At 31.0% G+C, this 19,085-nt stretch carries 19 protein-coding genes, 3 tRNA genes and 1 riboswitch; of the genes, 10 read left to right on the top strand and 12 right to left on the bottom strand.

All coding sequences use genetic code 11. The annotated features are described in order from the left end of the window. Positions 1-40 precede the first annotated feature (40 nt). Positions 41-1,150: an SLC13 family permease gene (locus XO10_RS02040; protein ID WP_014295908.1), complete on the top strand. Its 1,110-nt coding sequence runs from the start codon at positions 41-43 to the stop codon at positions 1,148-1,150. Positions 1,151-1,187: 37 nt separating this feature from the next. On the opposite strand, the gene XO10_RS02035 is transcribed toward XO10_RS02040, so the two are convergent. Further along, positions 1,188-1,286 carry a MetS family NSS transporter small subunit gene (locus XO10_RS02035; protein WP_014295907.1) on the bottom strand — a complete coding sequence of 33 codons (99 nt, stop codon included), beginning with the start codon at positions 1,284-1,286 and terminating at the stop codon, positions 1,188-1,190. Between the two features lie 12 nt (positions 1,287-1,298). Beyond that, on the bottom strand, positions 1,299-2,810 hold the full coding sequence (locus tag XO10_RS02030) for a sodium-dependent transporter (protein WP_014295906.1): 1,512 nt from the start codon (positions 2,808-2,810) through the stop codon (positions 1,299-1,301). 319 nt (positions 2,811-3,129) lie between these two features. Here XO10_RS02030 and XO10_RS02025 point away from each other — a divergent pair, with 319 nt between their 5' ends. Together XO10_RS02025 and XO10_RS02020 are read left to right on the top strand one after the other, a co-directional pair. Beyond that, a complete protein-coding gene (locus XO10_RS02025; protein WP_041638440.1) occupies positions 3,130-3,405 on the top strand; it encodes a LysO family transporter in 276 nt (91 codons plus the stop codon). Continuing rightward, on the top strand, positions 3,402-3,974 hold the full coding sequence (locus XO10_RS02020) for a lysine exporter LysO family protein (RefSeq protein ID WP_014295904.1): 573 nt from the start codon (positions 3,402-3,404) through the stop codon (positions 3,972-3,974). The genes XO10_RS02025 and XO10_RS02020 overlap by 4 nt, the downstream gene beginning before the upstream one ends. A 56-nt stretch (positions 3,975-4,030) precedes the next feature. On the opposite strand, the gene purD is transcribed toward XO10_RS02020, so the two are convergent. From purD to purE, 10 genes are read right to left on the bottom strand one after another with little or no spacing between them, the layout of a single operon-like run. Further along, positions 4,031-5,272 carry a phosphoribosylamine--glycine ligase gene (gene purD / locus XO10_RS02015; protein ID WP_175418093.1) on the bottom strand — a complete coding sequence of 414 codons (1,242 nt, stop codon included), beginning with the start codon at positions 5,270-5,272 and terminating at the stop codon, positions 4,031-4,033. Positions 5,273-5,281: 9 nt separating this feature from the next. Further along, the gene (purH, locus tag XO10_RS02010; RefSeq protein ID WP_175421062.1) at positions 5,282-6,781 is read right to left on the bottom strand and encodes a bifunctional phosphoribosylaminoimidazolecarboxamide formyltransferase/IMP cyclohydrolase; all 1,500 of its coding nucleotides are present in this window, start codon (positions 6,779-6,781) and stop codon (positions 5,282-5,284) included. Further along, positions 6,762-7,349, bottom strand: a complete 588-nt coding sequence (gene purN / locus XO10_RS02005) for a phosphoribosylglycinamide formyltransferase (protein WP_014295901.1) — start codon at positions 7,347-7,349, stop codon at positions 6,762-6,764. The genes purH and purN overlap by 20 nt, the downstream gene beginning before the upstream one ends. A gap of 14 nt (positions 7,350-7,363) precedes the next feature. Further along, positions 7,364-8,329, bottom strand: coding sequence for a phosphoribosylformylglycinamidine cyclo-ligase (gene purM / locus XO10_RS02000; protein ID WP_014295900.1), 966 nt, complete (start codon positions 8,327-8,329; stop codon positions 7,364-7,366). A gap of 17 nt (positions 8,330-8,346) precedes the next feature. Continuing rightward, on the bottom strand, positions 8,347-9,702 hold the full coding sequence (gene purF, locus XO10_RS01995) for an amidophosphoribosyltransferase (protein ID WP_014295899.1): 1,356 nt from the start codon (positions 9,700-9,702) through the stop codon (positions 8,347-8,349). A 2-nt stretch (positions 9,703-9,704) separates the two neighbouring features. After that, positions 9,705-11,861 carry a phosphoribosylformylglycinamidine synthase subunit PurL gene (gene purL, locus XO10_RS01990; RefSeq protein WP_175421061.1) on the bottom strand — a complete coding sequence of 719 codons (2,157 nt, stop codon included), beginning with the start codon at positions 11,859-11,861 and terminating at the stop codon, positions 9,705-9,707. Beyond that, the gene (purQ, locus tag XO10_RS01985) at positions 11,848-12,519 is read right to left on the bottom strand and encodes a phosphoribosylformylglycinamidine synthase subunit PurQ (protein ID WP_175421132.1); all 672 of its coding nucleotides are present in this window, start codon (positions 12,517-12,519) and stop codon (positions 11,848-11,850) included. The genes purL and purQ overlap by 14 nt, the downstream gene beginning before the upstream one ends. Further along, complete coding sequence (gene purS / locus XO10_RS01980; protein WP_014295896.1) at positions 12,519-12,785, bottom strand: phosphoribosylformylglycinamidine synthase subunit PurS; 267 nt, start codon at positions 12,783-12,785, stop codon at positions 12,519-12,521. The genes purQ and purS overlap by 1 nt, the downstream gene beginning before the upstream one ends. Next, positions 12,782-13,483, bottom strand: a complete 702-nt coding sequence (purC, locus tag XO10_RS01975) for a phosphoribosylaminoimidazolesuccinocarboxamide synthase (protein ID WP_175421131.1) — start codon at positions 13,481-13,483, stop codon at positions 12,782-12,784. Before purC ends, purS begins: the two co-directional genes overlap by 4 nt. Positions 13,484-13,485: 2 nt before the next feature. Further along, on the bottom strand, positions 13,486-13,896 hold the full coding sequence (gene purE / locus XO10_RS01970; protein ID WP_075780252.1) for a 5-(carboxyamino)imidazole ribonucleotide mutase: 411 nt from the start codon (positions 13,894-13,896) through the stop codon (positions 13,486-13,488). Between the two features lie 75 nt (positions 13,897-13,971). Further along, a riboswitch (purine riboswitch) is annotated at positions 13,972-14,073 on the bottom strand. A gap of 186 nt (positions 14,074-14,259) precedes the next feature. Between purE and XO10_RS01965 the strand changes: the two genes are divergently transcribed. From XO10_RS01965 to XO10_RS01935, 7 genes are all read left to right on the top strand, one after another. After that, positions 14,260-14,335 (top strand) — tRNA-Glu (locus XO10_RS01965). A 15-nt stretch (positions 14,336-14,350) separates the two neighbouring features. Next, a tRNA-Val gene (locus tag XO10_RS01960) sits at positions 14,351-14,426 on the top strand. Between the two features lie 12 nt (positions 14,427-14,438). Further along, positions 14,439-14,514, top strand: a tRNA-Phe gene (locus tag XO10_RS01955). A gap of 199 nt (positions 14,515-14,713) precedes the next feature. After that, positions 14,714-16,288: a bifunctional aspartate carbamoyltransferase catalytic subunit/aspartate carbamoyltransferase regulatory subunit gene (locus XO10_RS01950; RefSeq protein WP_175421130.1), complete on the top strand. Its 1,575-nt coding sequence runs from the start codon at positions 14,714-14,716 to the stop codon at positions 16,286-16,288. Between the two features lie 9 nt (positions 16,289-16,297). Beyond that, positions 16,298-17,506 (top strand): dihydroorotase, encoded by a 1,209-nt coding sequence (locus tag XO10_RS01945; RefSeq protein ID WP_175418090.1) that lies wholly within the window; start codon positions 16,298-16,300, stop codon positions 17,504-17,506. Further along, positions 17,496-18,200 (top strand): FAD-binding oxidoreductase, encoded by a 705-nt coding sequence (locus XO10_RS01940; RefSeq protein ID WP_175421060.1) that lies wholly within the window; start codon positions 17,496-17,498, stop codon positions 18,198-18,200. The genes XO10_RS01945 and XO10_RS01940 overlap by 11 nt, the downstream gene beginning before the upstream one ends. Further along, the gene (locus XO10_RS01935; RefSeq protein ID WP_175421059.1) at positions 18,194-19,084 is read left to right on the top strand and encodes a dihydroorotate dehydrogenase; all 891 of its coding nucleotides are present in this window, start codon (positions 18,194-18,196) and stop codon (positions 19,082-19,084) included. Before XO10_RS01940 ends, XO10_RS01935 begins: the two co-directional genes overlap by 7 nt. The last annotated feature ends 1 nt before the right edge of the window (position 19,085 follow it).

Genomic DNA, 19,085 nt, shown 5'->3' with positions numbered 1-19,085 from the left:
AAAAGTATATGATATAATATATATGCAAATTACATAGTGGATGGTGATTGCAATAGATAGAGTAAAAAAGTATATAATGGAAGAAAAACTGATAGTATTTTTATTTGTTTTTTTAATAATAATTTCATTTATGTATAAAATTTCACCAGTTCAATATCCAGAATTAATAAACTGGAAAACAATATTTTTTCTTTCGGGATTATTATTAATTACTAAATCAATTGAACTATCAAATTATTTTCACCATATAGCGATATTTATGGTTAAAAAGGCGCATTATGAAAGGAATCTTGTATATTTTTTAATAATAATTTCAACTTTTCTGGCGATGATTTTGACCAATGATATAACGCTTTTTATTGTAATTCCTTTAACAATAAAACTAAAAAAACTGGTAAATTTTGATTTTTCTCGAATAATAATTCTTGAAATAATAGCTGTAAATATTGGTTCTTCATTAACTCCTATTGGAAATCCTCAAAATATATTTATATGGCATAATTATGGCACAGGTGTGTTTAATTTTATTTTAAAAATGATGCCTTTTTTTCTTTTGGAATTTTTCCTTTTGATTGTATATGCAACATTTCTTGTGAAAAATAAGAAAATGGAAATAGTTATTAGTGATGAAAAATACGATAATAACGCTTTTTTTAATTCGTTAATAATCCTTTTAATGTACATAATTTCTTCGAATTACGAAGATTTTTTTTATTTGTTTTTAGGAGTAATTTTTGTTTATTATTTAATTACTAAAAAATCAGTAATATCTAAATGTGATTGGAATATAATTCTTCTTTTTATTCTGTTTTTTATTAATTTTAATATATTATCCATGATACCTGAAATAAAATATTTTATTGAACATTTTGGTTTGAATAATGGAAAAAATTTGTTTTTGTTTAGTACAGGATTGTCGCAGATAATAAGTAATGTTCCTGCAACTATATTTTTATCTAACTACACAGATAACTGGTATTATTTAAGTTATGGAGTTAATTTGGCTGGAACAGGATTTATAATAGGTTCTCTTGCAAATATTATAGGATTGAGAATTTCTAAGATTGAAAATGGAATGAAAACATATCATAAATATGCAATACCATATTTTTTAATTTCATTGTTATTAATATCATTAATAATAAAATAAACAGGCGCGAATTTACGCGCCTGTTTATTTTATATAATTATTTATTGTGTTTTGCTGCTATATTTAATGACCAGGCTAATCCTCCAAATAATACAACACCTGCAAAAATCATGAATGCTATTGCGCTTCCTGACATATTTTCGCCCCCTTAATCCTCTACTGTAATTTCAGTAACCTTTTCATTATACTTTTCGTCTTTTGAAGGCATTTTAGCAAGTATATATCCAATTACTGGAACAGCTAAGAAAATAACAAAACCAACTGTTAATGCCCATGCTGGATATCCGCCGTATGGATTTTTCATTTCATCATAGATATTTAATCCTAAAATGGAGATTAAAACAATAGGAATAATGTATTTTAAAGAAATGTCAAACCAAGCACCGATTTTTACTTCAGAAACTGAATTGATGTATTCTCTTAATTTTTCTGCACCAAAAACCCAGCCAATAACAATTGATTCTAATATACCAACAACCAATAATGCATATGTACCCATGTAGTGATCAATGATGTCTAACCAGTATAATCCTCCCTGTGTTGCAAATAAAAGTCCAAAGATAAATCCTAATACTGAGAAACCAACTAAGAATGTTTTCTTATTTACTTTAAATTTGTCTCCAGCTGCAGCTTCTGTTGCTTCAACAAGTGAGAATGCTGAGTCAATACCAAGTGTTAATAACATAATAAAGAATGCTAAACCAATTATTGACTGAACTACAGCACCGCCAGGGATTAATGAAATAGCCTGTGGATAAACAACGAATGCTAATCCAATTCCACCGCTAACTACTTCATCAACTGGGACCTGCATTTGTGTAGCCATATATCCTAAAACGGAAAATACAGCGATACCAGCAAGGAATGAAGTTGCTGAGTTACCAAGAGCAGTAATAATAGCATTATTAGCAACATCATTTTTCTTATCATTATAACTACCATATGCAATCATAATACCAAATGCAACACTTAATGAGAAGAATATCTGTCCAAATGCATTAGCCCATACTCTTGGTTCAGCTAATTTTGCAAAGTTTGGTTCAAATAAGAAATTTAAACCTGTGGCTGCACCTTCAAGTGTTACACCTCTGATTCCTAATAAAACTAAGAGAATAATTGGTAATGGAACAGTCCACATAACAGTTTTTCCAACTGATTCTGTACCTTTTCTTAATATTAAATATACCCATAACCAGGCAATTAATAATCCAATAACTATTGGCCATCTTAATCCACCTAATTGTCCAGGTCCATCTGTTAATTTTAAGAAATCACCAAAGAAGAAACCTTTTGGATCGCCTTTCCATGCTGGACCAAATGAGAAGTATAAATAGTTAAAAATCCAGGCCATAATAACGTTATAGTAGAATACGATTATAGAACCAGTTAATACAGCCCACCAACCGATGAATTCAGCACCTTTTGAAATCTTTCCCAAAGCTTTAGGAGCACTACTTTGTAAACCCTGACCTATTCCAAATTCTGCCATTAAAATTGGTATACCAGCAAGAAATAGAGCAATGAAATATGGAATATAAAATGCTCCACCTCCATTAGAATATGCCATATATGGGAATCTCCAGGCATTCCCAAGACCTGCGGCAGAACCTACGGCTGCTAAAACAAACGCCCATCTTGAACCCCACTTTTGTCTAGCCAAAGTTAACACCCCTTTCTATGTAAAGATAATATATGTTAATATTTACATCTTAAGTTTTCGATTTTAATTACTTTATTAAAATTAGTACAAAAATATAACAAATTTCCATGAAAAATATTTCATACATGTAAATCATATCCTATAATACCATAAAATTTTTTTGTTGTCAATACCCTGTAATATAAGTGACAATAATAACAAACAAAACATTAAAGTCTTTTAATAAACCATCTGCTTGACAAAAAGTGATTTTTGTGATATAATATATATGGCAACTGAAATTCCAGTTGCCAATTTTTTTATATATAGGGGTGATAGGATGTTGTATTTAATCCTGGCAGCATTTATTTTAGGGTTTGTTCTTGGTATTAAGAATAAATTTCAATTTTTGAGAAAATGGAATGTTGTTACTATTGTCACTGTATTATTGCTTTTTTTTATGGGGTTTGAACTTGGTTCTGATAAGGATTTAATACAACAACTTTCTGAAATAGGATATCTTTCATTTATAATTGCTGTTTTTGCAATTTTAGGAAGTGCGTTACTGGCCACAATATATGAAAAGTTCTTTTTTAAAAGGAATGATGTGAAATGATATTATTGCTTTCTGCTGTTGTATTAGGAATAATAAGTGGATTTTTTATAGATATTAATCTTCCATCGAATTTAATTACTGTTTTGCTTATGCTATTGGTTTTTTCAGTTGGAGTTGATATTGGATCTGAAGAACGTATATTATCAAAGTTAAAGAGTAGTTTAAAGGTAATATTAATCCAGACATCTTTAACAATTTTTGGAAGTCTTGTTTTTGGTGGTTTTGTTTCGTTTTTTACTCAATTAACTTTTAAAGAAGCAATGGGTGCTGCTGCTGGAATGGGATGGTATTCTTTATCTGGAGTTATGATTAGCTCATTATATTCGCCGTTTTTAGGTGCTGTGGCATTTTTGTCCAATGTATTTAGAGAAGTTCTTGGAATTTTATTAATACCATTATATGCAAGAGTTTCTCAATTAGGAGCTATTGGTATAGCAGGTGCTCCGTCTATGGATACGCTTCTGGGAGTTGTTTCAAAAAGTGTTGATAAGGATAAGATTTTAATAAGTTTTGGTCATGGAGTTTTGCTTTCAATATCAATTCCTATAATAATCACTTTGATTTTTTAAAAAATAACCCCGAGAACCCGAATTTAAGAGTTCCCGGGGTTTTAGTTATATTGTAGCTATAACTTTCCTATATCTTTTCTATAATATATTCCTTTAAAAGAAATCTTTGAGATTTCCTCATACGCTTTTTCTTGTGCTTTTTCAAGTGTATCTTCCATAGTTACTAATGATAAAACTCTTCCACCGTTTGTAATAAGTTTATTATCTTTTATTGCTGTTCCTGCATGAAAAACAATTTCTTCTGTATTGATATTTATTTCATAGCCTTTTTCATATTTTCCCGGATATCCATTTGAGGCTGCGACAACACAGCATGAAACTTTGTTTTTCCATTTTAATTCTACTTCATTTAATTTTCCTTCTACTGTTTTTAAAAAGATTTTTGCAATATCATTTTCCAATAATGGGAGCATAGCCTGTGTTTCTGGATCGCCAAATCTTACATTATATTCAAGGAGATATGGCTCATTATTTTTTATCATTAATCCAATAAATAAAATACCTTTGTAATTTAATTTTTCTTCTTTTATACCTTTTATTGTTGGTTTTATTATTTTTTGTTTAATGTTTTCAAATAATGTTTCGTTTAATAAGGGATGTGGAGAAATTGCTCCCATACCACCTGTATTAGGTCCTTTTTCACCTTCAAATATTTTTTTATGGTCTTTTGCTGTCTGGAATATCTTATAATTTTCTCCATCAACAAGCACAAACACAGACATTTCATAACCTTCAATATATTCTTCTATAACAACTGTTTTTCCAGCCTCTTCAAATATTTTGTTTTCCATAAAATCATAAAGAGCTTTTTCTGCTTCTTCGTAATTTTTGGCGATTATTACCCCTTTTCCAGCAGCTAAGCCATCGGCTTTTATTACCACTGGATATTTTACTTCCTTTATCTTTTCTATTGCATCGTCTAATTTATTAAATACTGAATATTCTGGAGTTTGAACGTTATATTTTTTAGCGAAGTTTTTTGCATATGATTTACTTCCTTCAAGCATTGAAGCGCGTTTGTCTGGACCAAAAATTTTTAAGCTGTCTTTTTCAAATTCATCGACTATTCCTTCAACAAGATATTTTTCCGGTCCAACTATTGTAAGGGCTATATTATTATTTTTAGCGAATTCTTTTATGTCATGAATATTGTCTATATAGACATTTTCGCATTTGTTTTCATTAAATGTGCCACCATTTCCGGGGATACAGTATATTTTTTCGACTAATGGACTTTGAGATATTTTCCAGGCTAATGCATGTTCTCTCCCGCCGTTGCCAATAATCATTACTTTCATCTTATCACCTCAATGCTTAAAGTGTCTCATTTTTGTAAATATCATGGCTATTCCCAGTTCATTTGCAGCTTTTATTGAATCTTCATCGCGTATTGAACCGCCTGGCTGTATAATAGCTTTTATATTGTATTTTCCAGCCTCTCTAACAACATCATCAAATGGGAAGAATGCATCAGAAGCTAATACTATTGGGTGTTTTGCCCTTTTTAATGCATCTATTGCTGCCCATATTCTATTTGGTTGCCCTGAACCTATTGTTGCCATTTGATTACCTGCAACGACAATTGCATTTGATTTAGCATGTTTTACTACTTTAAAGGCAAAAATTAATTCTTTTTTTAGCTCTTCATCTATATCTTTTTCAGTTACCACTTCAAATTTATTAAATAGTTCTGTATCTCTATCCTGAACAAGAACTCCACCATCAATTGTAGAAAATTCCCTTTTTTCTGATGGTTTTTTATGAGCTTTTATAATTCTTAGATTTTTTTTCTTTTTTAAGGTTTCTAATGCTTCTTCTTCAAATTCTGGTGCAATTATTACTTCTAAGAAGAGTTTTTTCATTTCAAGTGCCGTTTCTTTAGTTACTGTATGATTAAAGGCAACAATTCCACCGAATATGGAGATTGGATCACATTCATACGCTTTTTTATATGCTTCTAAATTATCTTTTCCTATTGCAACACCACATGGGGTTTGATGTTTTACAGCGCAACATGCATTTTCATTATCAAATTCATTAACCACTTTCCAGGCAACGTCTATGTCTTTTAAATTGTTATAGGATAATTCTTTACCATTTAATTGTTCGAAGGTGTTGAAAAATCCTTCTTCAAGTGTGTTTTCATAGAATACTGCATCCTGATGAGGGTTTTCTCCGTATCTTAATTTGTTTTTTAGTTTTAATGAAGGGGTATAATATTTGGGGAATTTTTTATTGATTAATTTGTTTAAATAATTTGATATTAATGAATCATAATATGCTGTAAGATTAAAAGCTTTTGAGGCAAGGTATAATCTTGTTTCAAAGTCAATATTATTTTCTTTAATTTTTTCTATAACCATTGGAATATCCTCAGGATCAACAATAACTATTGTGTGTTCGAAGTTTTTAGCTGCAGCCCTTATTAATGTTGGACCACCTATGTCGATAAATTCTATCCTTTCCTGTATTGTAAGTTCTTCTTTCAATTTTTCTTCAAATGGATAGAGGTTTACATATACGAGATCTATTTTTTCTATGTTATGTTTTTTTAAAACTTCTAAATCTTCTTCAATATTTCTTGCAAGAACGCCTCCATGAATTTTGGGATGTAATGTTTTTACTCTTCCATTAAGTATTTCCGGGAATTCTGTAATGCTTTCTACAGTAATTACATTTATTCCGTTTTTTTTAAGATATTTTGCGGTGTTTCCAGTGGATATTATTTCATAGTCGTTTTCAATAAGATTCTTTGCCAATATTTCTATATCTTTTTTATCATAAGCGCTAATTAAGGCTCTTTTCATATGCAACCTCCTGAAGTCTTAATATTTTATCTATTACCTTTGGATATAATTTATGTTCGAGTTTATGTATTTTCTCTTCAAGTGTTTCCAATGTATCTTCTCTTTCTATTTTGACAACTTCCTGTGTTATTATTTTTCCTCCGTCGAGTTCATTATTAACATAATGTATGGTTATACCGGTGTATTTTACGCCATATTCAAAGGCCTGTTTTATAGCGTTCAGGCCTTTGAATGCAGGCAATAACGAGGGGTGAATATTGATAATTTGATTTTCAAAATGTTCAACTATATATTCAGGGAGTATTTTCATATATCCGGCAAGAACTATTAAATCAGGTTCTTCGCGTTTTAGATATTCGAATAATTTTTGATTGTATTCTTCTCTTGATTTATATAGTTTGTAGTTTATTAATTCATAATCAATATCAAGTTTTATGGCTCTTTGTAAAACATAAGCGTTTTTATTTTCGCTTATTAGTTTGATTTTATATTTGTTTCTTAGCTTTTTTACTATAGCTTCAAAATTGGAACCATTTCCTGATGCAAGTACAATTATTCTTTTTTTCATTGAATTCACCTCTTTTAAAGGTTTATGCGAACTTTTTCATCTTCATCTGTTTTTATTATTTTTCCAATTTCATATATAGAAATATCCATTTCTTCGAGTATTTCTTTTACTTTTTGCAAATTTTCTTGAGGTAATATATAAATCATTCCTATTCCCATATTAAATACTCTAAAAGCCTCTTCTATTTTCACACCTGCGTTTAGAGCTCTTTCGAATACTTCAGGTATTTTCCAGTTAATATGAATATTTGCCAGATATCCTTCAGGAATAACCCTTGAAAGATTTTCTCCAATTCCGCCACCGGTTATGTGTGCAGCAGCATGTATATAATCTTTTATTTTAAGTGTTTCATTTACATATAATTTTGTAGGAGCTATGATTTTTTCATCAAATTTCATTCTATTTTCGTCCAATAATTTTCTAACAAGTGAATATCCATTTGAATGAAACCCGGAAGAAGGAAGCCCTATAACGATATCTCCTTCTTTTACCTTTTCTTTTCCTGGAATTTTATCTTTATCTACTATTCCAACAGCAAATCCAGCAACATCCACTCTGTCTTTTACAAGCATTCCTGGCAATTCTGCAGTTTCGCCGCCCAATAATTCGCAGTTTACTTTTTCAAGCACTTTTATTAATTCGTTTAAAAATGCAGCACCTTTTTCTCCATCGAGTTTTCCTGTAGCATAATAATCTAAAAAGAATAAAGGTTTTGCACCCATACATACAAGATCATTTAATACCATTCCAACAAGATCATTAGCTACTATATCCCATCTGTTTCTTTCTTCAAGGAGTATCATTTTTGTTCCAACACCATCTGTACTTGAAACGAGTACAGGATTTTCATATTCGTTAATTATATTTTTTAATGGAAAAAGTCCAGCATATAGCCCGGCATTTTCTTTTAATTTATCTTTAACTTTTGAAATCATGCTATTTGCTTCATCTATATTTACACCGCTTGATTTATAATCCATAATTTCACCTCTCGCTTTTATTTCATGAAACAATGAAAACAATAGTTATTATATTCGTCTTTTAGTATTTTTTTAATTCCTTCAAGAGAGACATATCCAAGAGAGTCGGCATTAAAAGCTTTTTTCATTTCTTCTATGCTTTTATTTGCAGCAATTAATTCATCTTTTTCAGGAATATCCACTCCCCATTTACATATATTTACTACTTTTGGACTGGCTATTCTAACATGAACCTCTTTTGCTCCGGCTTTTTTTAGCATATCCACTATTTTTCTCATTGTTGTCCCTCTTACTATGGAATCATCAACAAGTATTATTCTTTTGCCTTTTATAACTCCTTCTATTGGAGGTAATTTTCTTCTTACACCTATTTCTCTATCGCTTTGATTTGGTGAAATAAAGGTTCTTCCAACATATCTATTTCTCATTAAACCAAGGTCTATGGGAATGCAACTCTCTTTTGAATATCCTAATGCAGCGGAAAGACCACTATCAAGTACCGGGACAACAATATCGGCTTCTACGGGATTTTCCTTTGCACACATTTTTCCAAGCTCTTCACGCATCATATGAACGTTTTTCCCAAAGAGATTGGAATCTGGTCTTGCAAAATATATATGTTCAAAGAAACAATATCTTTTTTCCTGTGAATTTACAGAAAATTTTTTAATTCCATTTAATGAAAACTCATATGCTTCACCAGGCTTTATTTCCTGGATATTTTTTTTATCTGGTCCCAGGAAATAAAATCCGCTATCTTCAGAAGATATGTATATTCCATTTTCGTCTGTATAGTAATATAAAGGCCTATATCCATATTTATCTCTTAATGCTATTATCTTATCTTTAAATAACAATAATAATGAATATGAAGGTGAGATGTTTTCAAATATTGTTTTTGCTATTTCTTCGAATGTCCATTCTGATATTTTTTTATTTAGTTTTTTTATTAGTATATGTAATATTAATTCAGTGTCCGTTTCTGTCAAAAATATTGTTCCCTGTTCTTCAAGTTCTTTTCTTAACTGTTCAGCGTTCTCAATTTGTCCATTATGTGCTATAGCAAAATGTTCATTTTTGAATCTAACGTGGAATGGTTGTGAATTTTGAATTTCAGAACGTCCTTTTGTGGAATATCTTACATGGCCTATAACCATATGGCTATTTAGTTTTTTCATTGTTCCATTATGGAATACATCCATTACCATTCCCATTTTTTTAAATACTTTTAATTCATCTTCTGTGACATATGCTATTCCTGCTGATTCCTGGCCGCGATGTTGAAGGGCTATTAACCCTTCAACAACATATGGCACAGCGTTATTATTGTTTTTTAATAATGTTCCGAAAATTCCGCATTCTTCCATTAACATATTTAGTCCTCCATATATTCCTTGATGGAATTGAAATATGCATCGTATAAATTTTTATAATATATCTGTCCAAATCCAAAGTCTATACCGTAATTCATAGGCATTACTTCACCAATAGCTTTATATGGTATTCCTGTTTTCTTCATAAATGTTTCAAAGAGTTCTGTTTTTTCCGGAGAAACGGAAATAATAAATCTTGATTGATTTTCACCAAAGAGTTCTTCAAGTGAATTGCCAATATTACCTTTAAATCCTTTTTTGCCATTTAACGCAGATTCTATTATTGCAATTGCAAGACCGCCTTTTGAAACATCATGAACAGAATTTACAAGATGATTTTTGATTAATTCAAGCACTGTGTTTTGTAAATTTAATTCAAATTCTGAGTTTATTGTATCCAATTCTCCTCCTATAAAATCAAAAAGGATTTTTAAGTAAAGACTTCCACCAAGCTTATTTTTATCTAATTCAGTTTTTCCAATTAAATATACTTTATCTGAGGCCATTTTAAATTGCATATCCATAATATGATTTAAGTCAGCTTCACCAACCATGCCAATTACAGGTGTTGGTAATATGGCTTTTTCACCTGATTCATTATAAAAGCTAACATTTCCTCCGGTAACAGGAACAGATAATTCCTTACATGCCTGTGTAATACCTTCTATACTCTGTTCAAATTGCCACATTACCATGTCATCTTCAGGATTTCCAAAATTCATATTATCTGTTACACCGAGAGATTTTACACCCGTAGCAACAAGATTTCTTGCTGCTTCATATACAACATTTCTGCTTCCTTCGAATGGATTAATATATGTGTATAATCCATTGCCATCTATGGTTACACCAATACCTTTATTTGTTTCTTTAATCCAGAGTATAGAAGCATCGGCTTTGCCAGGAATTATTACAGTGTTTGTTCCTACTTTATAATCATATTGTTCGAAAATCCAGGATTTATTGGCAATATTAGGATTTTTTAATATTTTAAATAAGGCGTTTTTTAAAGGTATATCGCTTTTTGGAATTTCTTTCTTTAGTTCTTGGATATATGAAGGTGTTGATGTTTTTCTGTAAAAGGAGGGGGCATCGACAAGAGCATTTATAGGCATATCTGACATTAATTTGCCATTCATGTATATTTTCATATTTTTACCTTCAATTGTTTTGCCTATAACTGCATAATCAAGGAAGTATTTTTTTGCAATTTCGGCTAATTTTTCTTCAACTCCTGGTTCTACAAGAAATAACATTCTTTCCTGAGACTCAGATAATAATATTTCCCATGCTGACATTCCTTCTTCTCTTAAAGGTACTTTATCAAGGTGTAATTCGCAGCCGAATCCGCCTTTAAAAGACATTTCTGATGAAGAGCTCAATATTCCAGCAGCTCCCATATCCTGACATGCAAGAACACCAGGAATATCAAGTATTTCAAGTGTTGCTTCAATGAGATTTTTTTCTGAGAATGGGTCTCCAACCTGTACTGAAGGCCTTTCGTCCTTTCCAGATAATTCTTTTGAAGCAAATGAAGCACCATGTATTCCATCTCTTCCTGTTTTAGAACCAATATACACATATAATTTTTCTGCAGCAGGAGCTTTGGAAGAGGCTATTTTATCCTTTTCCACAAGCCCCACGCACATTACGTTTACAAGTGGATTTGTCTGGTAATTATCGTCGAAATAGGTTTCACCAGCAACTGTTGGAACGCCTATGGAATTTCCATACCCGCTAATTCCTGATACAACACCTTCGAATATATTTTTTGCTTTTGGATCTTTAATGTCTCCAAATCTTAAAGAGTCAAGCAAAGCAATAGGACGTGCTCCCATTGCGAGTACATCCCTGACAATTCCACCAATACCAGTTGCAGCACCCTGATATGGTTCAACTGCACTTGGATGGTTATGGCTTTCAACTTTAAACACAACAGCATAATCGTCTATTAATACATAACCTGCATTCTCATTTTCTATATTTTTTGGAAGTTTTTTTAATAATTCTTTTGAATGTTTGTATCCACAATGTTCAGACCATTGAGCGGAGAACATGTATGTTTCAACTTCATTTGGCTCTCTATTAAGCAATTCTTTTATTCTGTCATATTCAAAATCCTTTAATCCCAATTCAAGATATAATTTATTTTTTTCCATCTTCTATAGACCTCCTGATAGATAACAATATTTCAAGTCCATCACCATTTCCAAGTGTTCTTACAGAATTTCTTTCAGGGTGTGGCATCATTCCAAGCACAGCAAAATTTTCATTATAAACTCCTGCAATATTTCCAACAGAACCATTTGGATTTTCCACATATTCAAAGGCTATTCTGTGTTCTTGTTTTAACTTTATGTATTCTGATTCGCTTATATAATAATTTCCTTCAGCATGAGCAATTGGTATTCTTAAAACTTCTTTTGAAACGAATTTTGTAAATGAACATGTTTTGTTAATTATCTTTACATCTACATCTTTACATATAAACTTTAATGATGTGTTTTTAGTTAAAGCACCTGGTAATATTCCAGATTCAGTTAATATCTGAAATCCATTGCATATTCCAAGAACAAATCCCTGTTTTTTTGAAACGTATTTTTCTATTTCATTCATTACAGGAGAAAACTTTGCTAAAGCTCCTGCTCTTAAATAATCTCCATATGAAAATCCACCTGGAATAAATATTAAATCGTATTTTCCAATTTCTTTAAAATCATGCCATACATATTCTGTATTAAATCCAGCTTTTCTTAATGCAAACTCCGCATCTCTATCACAATTAGATCCTGGAAATACTATTATTCCTGCATTTATCATTTTTCTAACTCCCTTGTTTCAAGTAATTTTAATTCATAATTTTCCAAAACTGGATTGATTAAAGAGTTATATGTTATTTCTTCGGCGATTTTTTTAGCATCTTCTTCATTCTCGGCTTCAAGATCAAAAGTAATTAATTTACCAAATCTTACATTATCGATTTTATAATTCAATCTTTTCAATACTTTTTGAGTAGCTGCACCTTGAGGGTCTAAAATTCCGTTTTTTAATGTAATTAAAGCTTCAAATCTATATATTTTCATATGTCAATCCTCCTTAAAAATTCTGTGTATTTGTCAATTAAATCACCTTTTTCTTCTCTATATACGTCTTTATCAAGTGAATCCATTGTATCTTTATCCCAGAATCTACAAGTATCAGGAGAAATTTCATCGGCTAATAATATTTTATCATTGTATTTTCCAAATTCCAGCTTATAGTCAACAAGTATTATATTTTTTTCTGTAAGGAATTTTGAAAGTATTTCGTTTATTTTTAAAGCATATTCTTTAAGTTTTTCAAGAACGTCTTTTTCCACAAGGTTTAAGGATAAAATGACATTTTCACATATCATGGGATCACCTAAAGAGTCGTCTTTTAATGAAAATTCAACTATAGGATCTTCCAGTTTTATTCCTTTTTCTACTCCATACCTTTTGCAAAAACTACCCGCGGTATAATTTCTTACAATAACTTCAAGAGGAATAATTTCAACCTTTTTAGCGATAAAAGAATTTTCATCTAAATCTTTTACGAATTGTGTTGGAATTCCCTCTTTTTCTACCAGTTCAAAGAAAAATGTTGTTATCTTTTTGTTGATTTTTCCCTTCCCGGAAATAGAATCTTTTTTTATGCCATTAAAAGCAGTTACATCATCTTTGAAATATATAATAACTTCTTCATCGTTATATTTGAATATTTTTTTTGCTTTTCCTTCATATAACATTTCAAATTTTTCTATATTCATTTTTTCCCCTCCAGATCCAGAATTCTTTTTGCAAAATATGCAGCGTTTTTCATTCCGTGATTTCCAATTCCCATTGTTCCTACTGGAACACCTTTGGGCATTTGAACTATGGAAAGTAAAGCATCAACACCATTAAGAGGTCCAACAGCATTTGGTACACCTATTACGGGAAGAGTAGTTAATGAAGCAACAACGCCTGGGAGAGCAGCGGCAAGACCGGCAACGGCTATGATAACTTTAAACTCGGAGGAGAGAGTAGAGAGGAATTCTGTTAATTCTTTGAGGTTTCTATGGGCACTGTAAATTTTAAATTCGTACTCTATGCCCCATTCATCAAATAAATCAAGAGCCTGTTTTACAAAAGTTTCATCGGATTTACTACCAGCAATAATTAAAACTTTTGACATAATAGACCTCCTTTTAAAAATCTTAATAAAAACAAAAAACGCCTCTCAGGAAGAGAGGCGTGATTCTATACAATAATCCCACACCCCTCTTCCTGTAGTCAGACAGTTTACGGCTGCCTGGTAGAGACTCCCGAGCCATATTCCCGGGATTATACAGGAAGAGGAAAAACATTTTTTATTAACTTATATAAATTTAAATATCCTTACACCGGCATTCTATCAAAAAAAATATGAAAATGGAATAACCAAATAATTAAAATAACGTGAATTCAACAATAACAAATTTTTACATAAATTCAATATTTGCTTCCTTGAATTTTAAAGAAAAATCTGGTAATATATAACTCGGTTGTGAAAGAGATTGCCCCCATCGTCTAGCGGCCTAGGACATTGGCCTTTCACGCCAAAGACACGGGTTCAAATCCCGTTGGGGGCGCCAGATAAAAACATGAGTGGGTGCTTAGCTCAGCTGGGAGAGCGTCTGCCTTACAAGCAGAAGGTCGTAGGTTCGATCCCTGCAGCACCCACCATTTTTAAATAGTGGCCAGGTAGCTCAGTTGGTAGAGCACTGGACTGAAAATCCAGGTGTCGACAGTTCGATTCTGTCCCTGGCCACCAAAAAATCCCCGAACTTAGTTCGGGGATTTTTTTATTTTAAAGTTATTAAACTCATTATTTAGTAGTGTTTGAAATAATTTTTGATACTAATATATTATTTTTTAACATTAAAGTTACTTTATTTTAATTGATTTTTTCTGAAAAATTCTGTATGATTTTCAGGAAAAAATTTTTTCCTGGAGGTGGATGTATGGAAAACGTGAAACACGATTTTCTTGGAAGAACACTTGCGGTTATTAACGATCTTTCTATTCAGGAACAACTTTTCCTTTATGAAAAAACAAAACAATTAAAGAAAAAATGGCTTGAGAAACAGGATTTATCCGAATTTATGATTAATAAGAATGTTGGTATTTATATTGTTTTTATAGAACCAAGTACCCGCACTAAAGAATCCTTCATTAATGCTGCAAAATTCCACAAAAAAGCTAAAGTTACTATCTTTGATTCCAATCATTCCTCGTTTAATAAGAAAGAAAGCTATTTAGATACATTTAATATGCTAACCGGTTACAGTGATTATTCCATTTTTGTGATACGTTCTAAACTTGAAGGAACATGTAGATATTTAGAACAATCTGTTTCAAAATTTGCACTTAGAAATGGCCTTCCTATTCCTTCTTTTATTAATGCCGGTGATGGAAAACACGAACACCCCACTCAAGAACTCCTCGACGAATTTACCTTCCTTGAACAAAATAACTTCGATAACTCCTTTATTCATATTGCGCTTGTTGGCGATCTTCTCCATGGTAGAACAGTACACTCCAAGGTCAATGGATTAAAAATCTTCAAAAATGTTAAGGTTGACCTTATTGCTCCGCAGGAAATTTCTATGCCTTCACATTATATTTCCCAGATGAAAGAAAATGGTTTTGAAGTAAGAATATTTGAGTCTATAGATTCGTATTTAAAATATGGTAACGTTGCAAATATATGGTATTTTACACGTTTGCAATTAGAAAGAATGGGTGAAGATATTTTAGAAAAAGAGCATATTTTAAGAAAAGCAGTTACTTTCCAGAAATCCTACCTTGAAAAAATTCCTGATAATATTAAGTTTTATCATCCTCTTCCAAGACATAAACTTTATCCTACTATTCCAACATTTTTAGATGATTTGCCATTAAATGGTTGGGAAAGACAGGCAATTAACGGATACTGGACACGAATAATTTTATTGTCAATGTTTGGTGGAGCATTGAAAGCAGATTTTGATACTTCGAAAAGCGTAAAAGAAATAAAGGAGGATTTTGTTGTGAAAGCTCCTATTGTTGATGGAACGCATGGAGTGCAAAAGGAAGGGAAAAGAGGAATTAAACCTATAGAAAATGGAACTGTAATAGATCATATTGCTAAGGGTAAAACGGAAGAAGAAATTTATCATATGATTATGAAGATTAGAAAAATATTGAAGTTATATGATGTAGATAGTGCAGATGGAATTTTTAAGTCAAAGGATGGTGTGTTTAAGGGATATATTAGTTTGCCGGATAGATATTTAACTAAAAAGGAAATTAAAAAGTTATCAGCTATCTCACCAAATGTGACAGTTAATATTATAAAAAATGCTCGAGTAACTGAAAAATATAGAATTACACTTCCGCCAAGAGTATATGGTTTTGAAGAATTGAGATGTAAAAATGAAAATTGTATTTCACATCCAAATAATGGTGAAGGAATAAAAGGATCGTTTATAAAAAATAAGGAAGGTAAATTGGTATGTGAATTCTGTGAAACACCTCATACATTTGAAGAAATCTGGAATGTTTAGGTGGTTGATGTGAGAGTTTTAATTAAAAATGGGGATATTATTTCACATTCAACATCGGGGAAAAAGGATATTTTAATTGAAGATAATATTATTGTTGATATAGCGAAAAATATTAAAGATGATGTTGATAAAATAATTGATGCAGAAGGATTAACTATTATTCCGGGGATTATAGATATGCATGTTCATTTAAGAGAACCTGGATTTGAATATAAAGAGACAATAGAAAGCGGCCTTAAGGCCGCTGTTCATGGAGGAGTAACTACTGTTGGAGTAATGCCAAATACTTCTCCGGCAATGGATTCATTAACAACGCTTCAATTTGTTGTAGAAAAAAGCAAAAGAGTAAATCTTGCAAAGGTTATGCCTATAAGCGCAATTACTAAGGAAAGAAAAGGAAAAGATCTTGTTAATATTGAAGAACATATAAAAAATGGATTTAAATTCTTTTCAGATGATGGCTCCCCGGTTTATGATTCAGAAATAATGTTTAAAGCATTAAAAGAAACAAAAAAATATGATGGAATAGTTATTGACCATTGTGAAGATAGTAGATTTGGAAATACACCCTTATTTGAATCGTTAAATATAGCAAGAAATATAGAGATAGCAAAGTATTTAGATGCACATATACATATAGCCCATATTTCAACTAAGAATTCAATAGATTTATTAAAATACGCAAAAAGCAATAAAATAAAGGCAACATGCGAAATTACATTTCATCATTTATTATTCGAAAATCACGGGAAAAGTAATCCAATATACAAAATAAATCCGCCATTGCCGGATAAAAATACACAAAAATACTTAATAGATAATTTTGAATATATAGATATTATAATTAGCGATCATGCACCACATTCAATGGAAGAAAAATCAAGGGATTATAATCAGGCGCCACCAGGAATATCCGGGCTTGATATATTTTTTCCGGCAATTTATACAGTATCCAGAAAATACAATATTCCATTGTCAGATATTGTAGAAAAGGTTACATATAATCCTGCGAAGATTTTTAATTTAGAGAAGGTAGGAGATATAAAAACTGGATATTTTGCAGATATAACTATTGTAGATTTGAATTCAAAATGGGATGGAAAAATATATTCAAAAGGAAAAAATATGCCGTATAAGGAATTGGAAGGTAAAGTAGTAATGACTATTGTAAATGGTGAAATAAAATACGATGAAAGGATGAATGAAAATGAAATGTAAGGTTATAGGAAAAGAGAATACAGAGAATTATTTGTTTCTTTCAGTAGAAACATCTGAAATAATAAATGTTTTACCAGGTCACTTTTTTATGGTAAAAACAGAGGATTATGATTTTCCAAAACCATTTTCAGTTATTTTTCAAAAAGGAAAGGTAATAGAATTTTTAATTGCTGTAGTTGGAGATTTAACAGGAAGATTAAAAAAATTGAAGATAGGAGATTTTATTGATATTAGAGGGCCTTATGGAAAGTCATTTATAGAAACTATAGATAAAAATAAAAAATATATTCTCATAGGCGGAGATTGTGGTTCAGCACCTCTTATGCATTTTAAAAATGAATATCCTGAGCTTGTGGAAAATGAATATTATGGTTTTAGAACAAATGAGATAAAAAGTATTTTGGATACGGATAAATTACATATTGACGAGGAAGAAGGAATTTCAGTTATTGAAAGAATAAAAAGAGAAAATCCATCAAAGAATACAGGATTTCTTGTGTGTGGAAGTTTAAATATGATAAAAGCAGTAAAAAATGAATTTAAAGGATATAAGGTTTATGCATCATTAGAAGCAAGAATGGGATGTGGCGTCGGAATGTGTAAAGGATGTCCTATAAAGACTAAAGATGGAATTAAGATGATTTGTAAAGATGGTCCCGTTTTTGATTTAAGTGAGGTGGATTTAGAATGGTAAATATATGTGGGATAGAATTTAAAAATCCTATAATAATAGCTTCCGGTCCCGGGGGAAATGGTCAGGAATTGGCAAAATATATAGATTTAAATAAATTAGGAGGTTTTACAGCAAAAACGGTTACACCAGATGAAAAAGAAGGAAATCCACCACCACGTATTGTAAATGTAAAGGCTGGTATATTAAATTCTATAGGTTTGCAAAATCCTGGAATAGATAAATTTATAGAAGATGATTTGAATTTTCTTGATTCACTGGATACAAATGTGATTTTAAGTATAGGTGGTGACAAAAAAGAAGATTATTTGAATCTAATAGAAAGATTAAACGATAGTAAAGCAGTTATATTTGAATTAAACCTTTCATGTCCAAATGTAGGTAAAAATGGAATTCCACTTGGAATTGATAAAGAAGGTATTTATTTGCTTGTAAAAGAAGCAAAGAAGATATCCAAAAAACCTATATTTATAAAACTTGGTGTGGAAACATTTCTTGAAGATCTTGTTGAAAGTGCTGTAAAAGGTGGAGTTGATGGAGTAACGCTTATTAATTCGCCCAAAGGTCTTAAAATAGATATAAATACCGGAAAACCAATATTAAAAAGAGCAGTTGGTGGCTTTAGCGGACCGGCTATAAAACCTATAGCACTTGCAACTGTGTATAGAATAAGAAAAGTCTTTAGAGATTTGCCAATTATAGGAATGGGTGGTGTATTTACTTTTGAAGATGCAATAGAGTTTATAATGGCCGGGGCAAATCTTGTTGGAATTGGAGCAGGAGTTATGTCTGATCCAGAACGACCAATAAATATTATAAAAGAATTAGAAGAATATTTTAAAGTACATGACTATCAAAAAATATTTAACTGCGCATTGGAGGGATAAT

Source organism: Marinitoga sp. 1135, from assembly GCF_013363245.1.
GTDB lineage: Bacteria > Thermotogota > Thermotogae > Petrotogales > Petrotogaceae > Marinitoga > Marinitoga piezophila.
This window is presented reverse-complemented; position numbering and strand designations above follow the sequence as displayed.

What these genes read in the sequence shown, in the direction of transcription:
- XO10_RS02020 (WP_014295904.1), top strand. Translation starts at nt 3,402, where the DNA reads ATGATATTATTGCTTTCTGCTGTTGTATTAGGAATAATAAGTGGATTT.
- purF (WP_014295899.1), bottom strand. Translation starts at nt 9,702, where the DNA reads ATGTTAATGGAAGAATGCGGAATTTTCGGAACATTATTAAAAAACAAT.
- XO10_RS02035 (WP_014295907.1), bottom strand. Translation starts at nt 1,286, where the DNA reads ATGTCAGGAAGCGCAATAGCATTCATGATTTTTGCAGGTGTTGTATTA.
- purD (WP_175418093.1), bottom strand. Translation starts at nt 5,272, where the DNA reads ATGAAAGTAATGATTATTGGCAACGGCGGGAGAGAACATGCATTAGCC.
- purN (WP_014295901.1), bottom strand. Translation starts at nt 7,349, where the DNA reads ATGAAAAAAAGAATAATTGTACTTGCATCAGGAAATGGTTCCAATTTT.
- purM (WP_014295900.1), bottom strand. Translation starts at nt 8,329, where the DNA reads ATGGATTATAAATCAAGCGGTGTAAATATAGATGAAGCAAATAGCATG.
- XO10_RS01935 (WP_175421059.1), top strand. Translation starts at nt 18,194, where the DNA reads ATGGTAAATATATGTGGGATAGAATTTAAAAATCCTATAATAATAGCT.
- XO10_RS02025 (WP_041638440.1), top strand. Translation starts at nt 3,130, where the DNA reads ATGTTGTATTTAATCCTGGCAGCATTTATTTTAGGGTTTGTTCTTGGT.
- purH (WP_175421062.1), bottom strand. Translation starts at nt 6,781, where the DNA reads ATGAAAAGAGCCTTAATTAGCGCTTATGATAAAAAAGATATAGAAATA.
- XO10_RS02040 (WP_014295908.1), top strand. Translation starts at nt 41, where the DNA reads ATGGTGATTGCAATAGATAGAGTAAAAAAGTATATAATGGAAGAAAAA.
- purE (WP_075780252.1), bottom strand. Translation starts at nt 13,896, where the DNA reads ATGTCAAAAGTTTTAATTATTGCTGGTAGTAAATCCGATGAAACTTTT.
- purL (WP_175421061.1), bottom strand. Translation starts at nt 11,861, where the DNA reads ATGGAAAAAAATAAATTATATCTTGAATTGGGATTAAAGGATTTTGAA.
- purS (WP_014295896.1), bottom strand. Translation starts at nt 12,785, where the DNA reads ATGAAAATATATAGATTTGAAGCTTTAATTACATTAAAAAACGGAATT.
- XO10_RS01940 (WP_175421060.1), top strand. Translation starts at nt 17,496, where the DNA reads ATGAAATGTAAGGTTATAGGAAAAGAGAATACAGAGAATTATTTGTTT.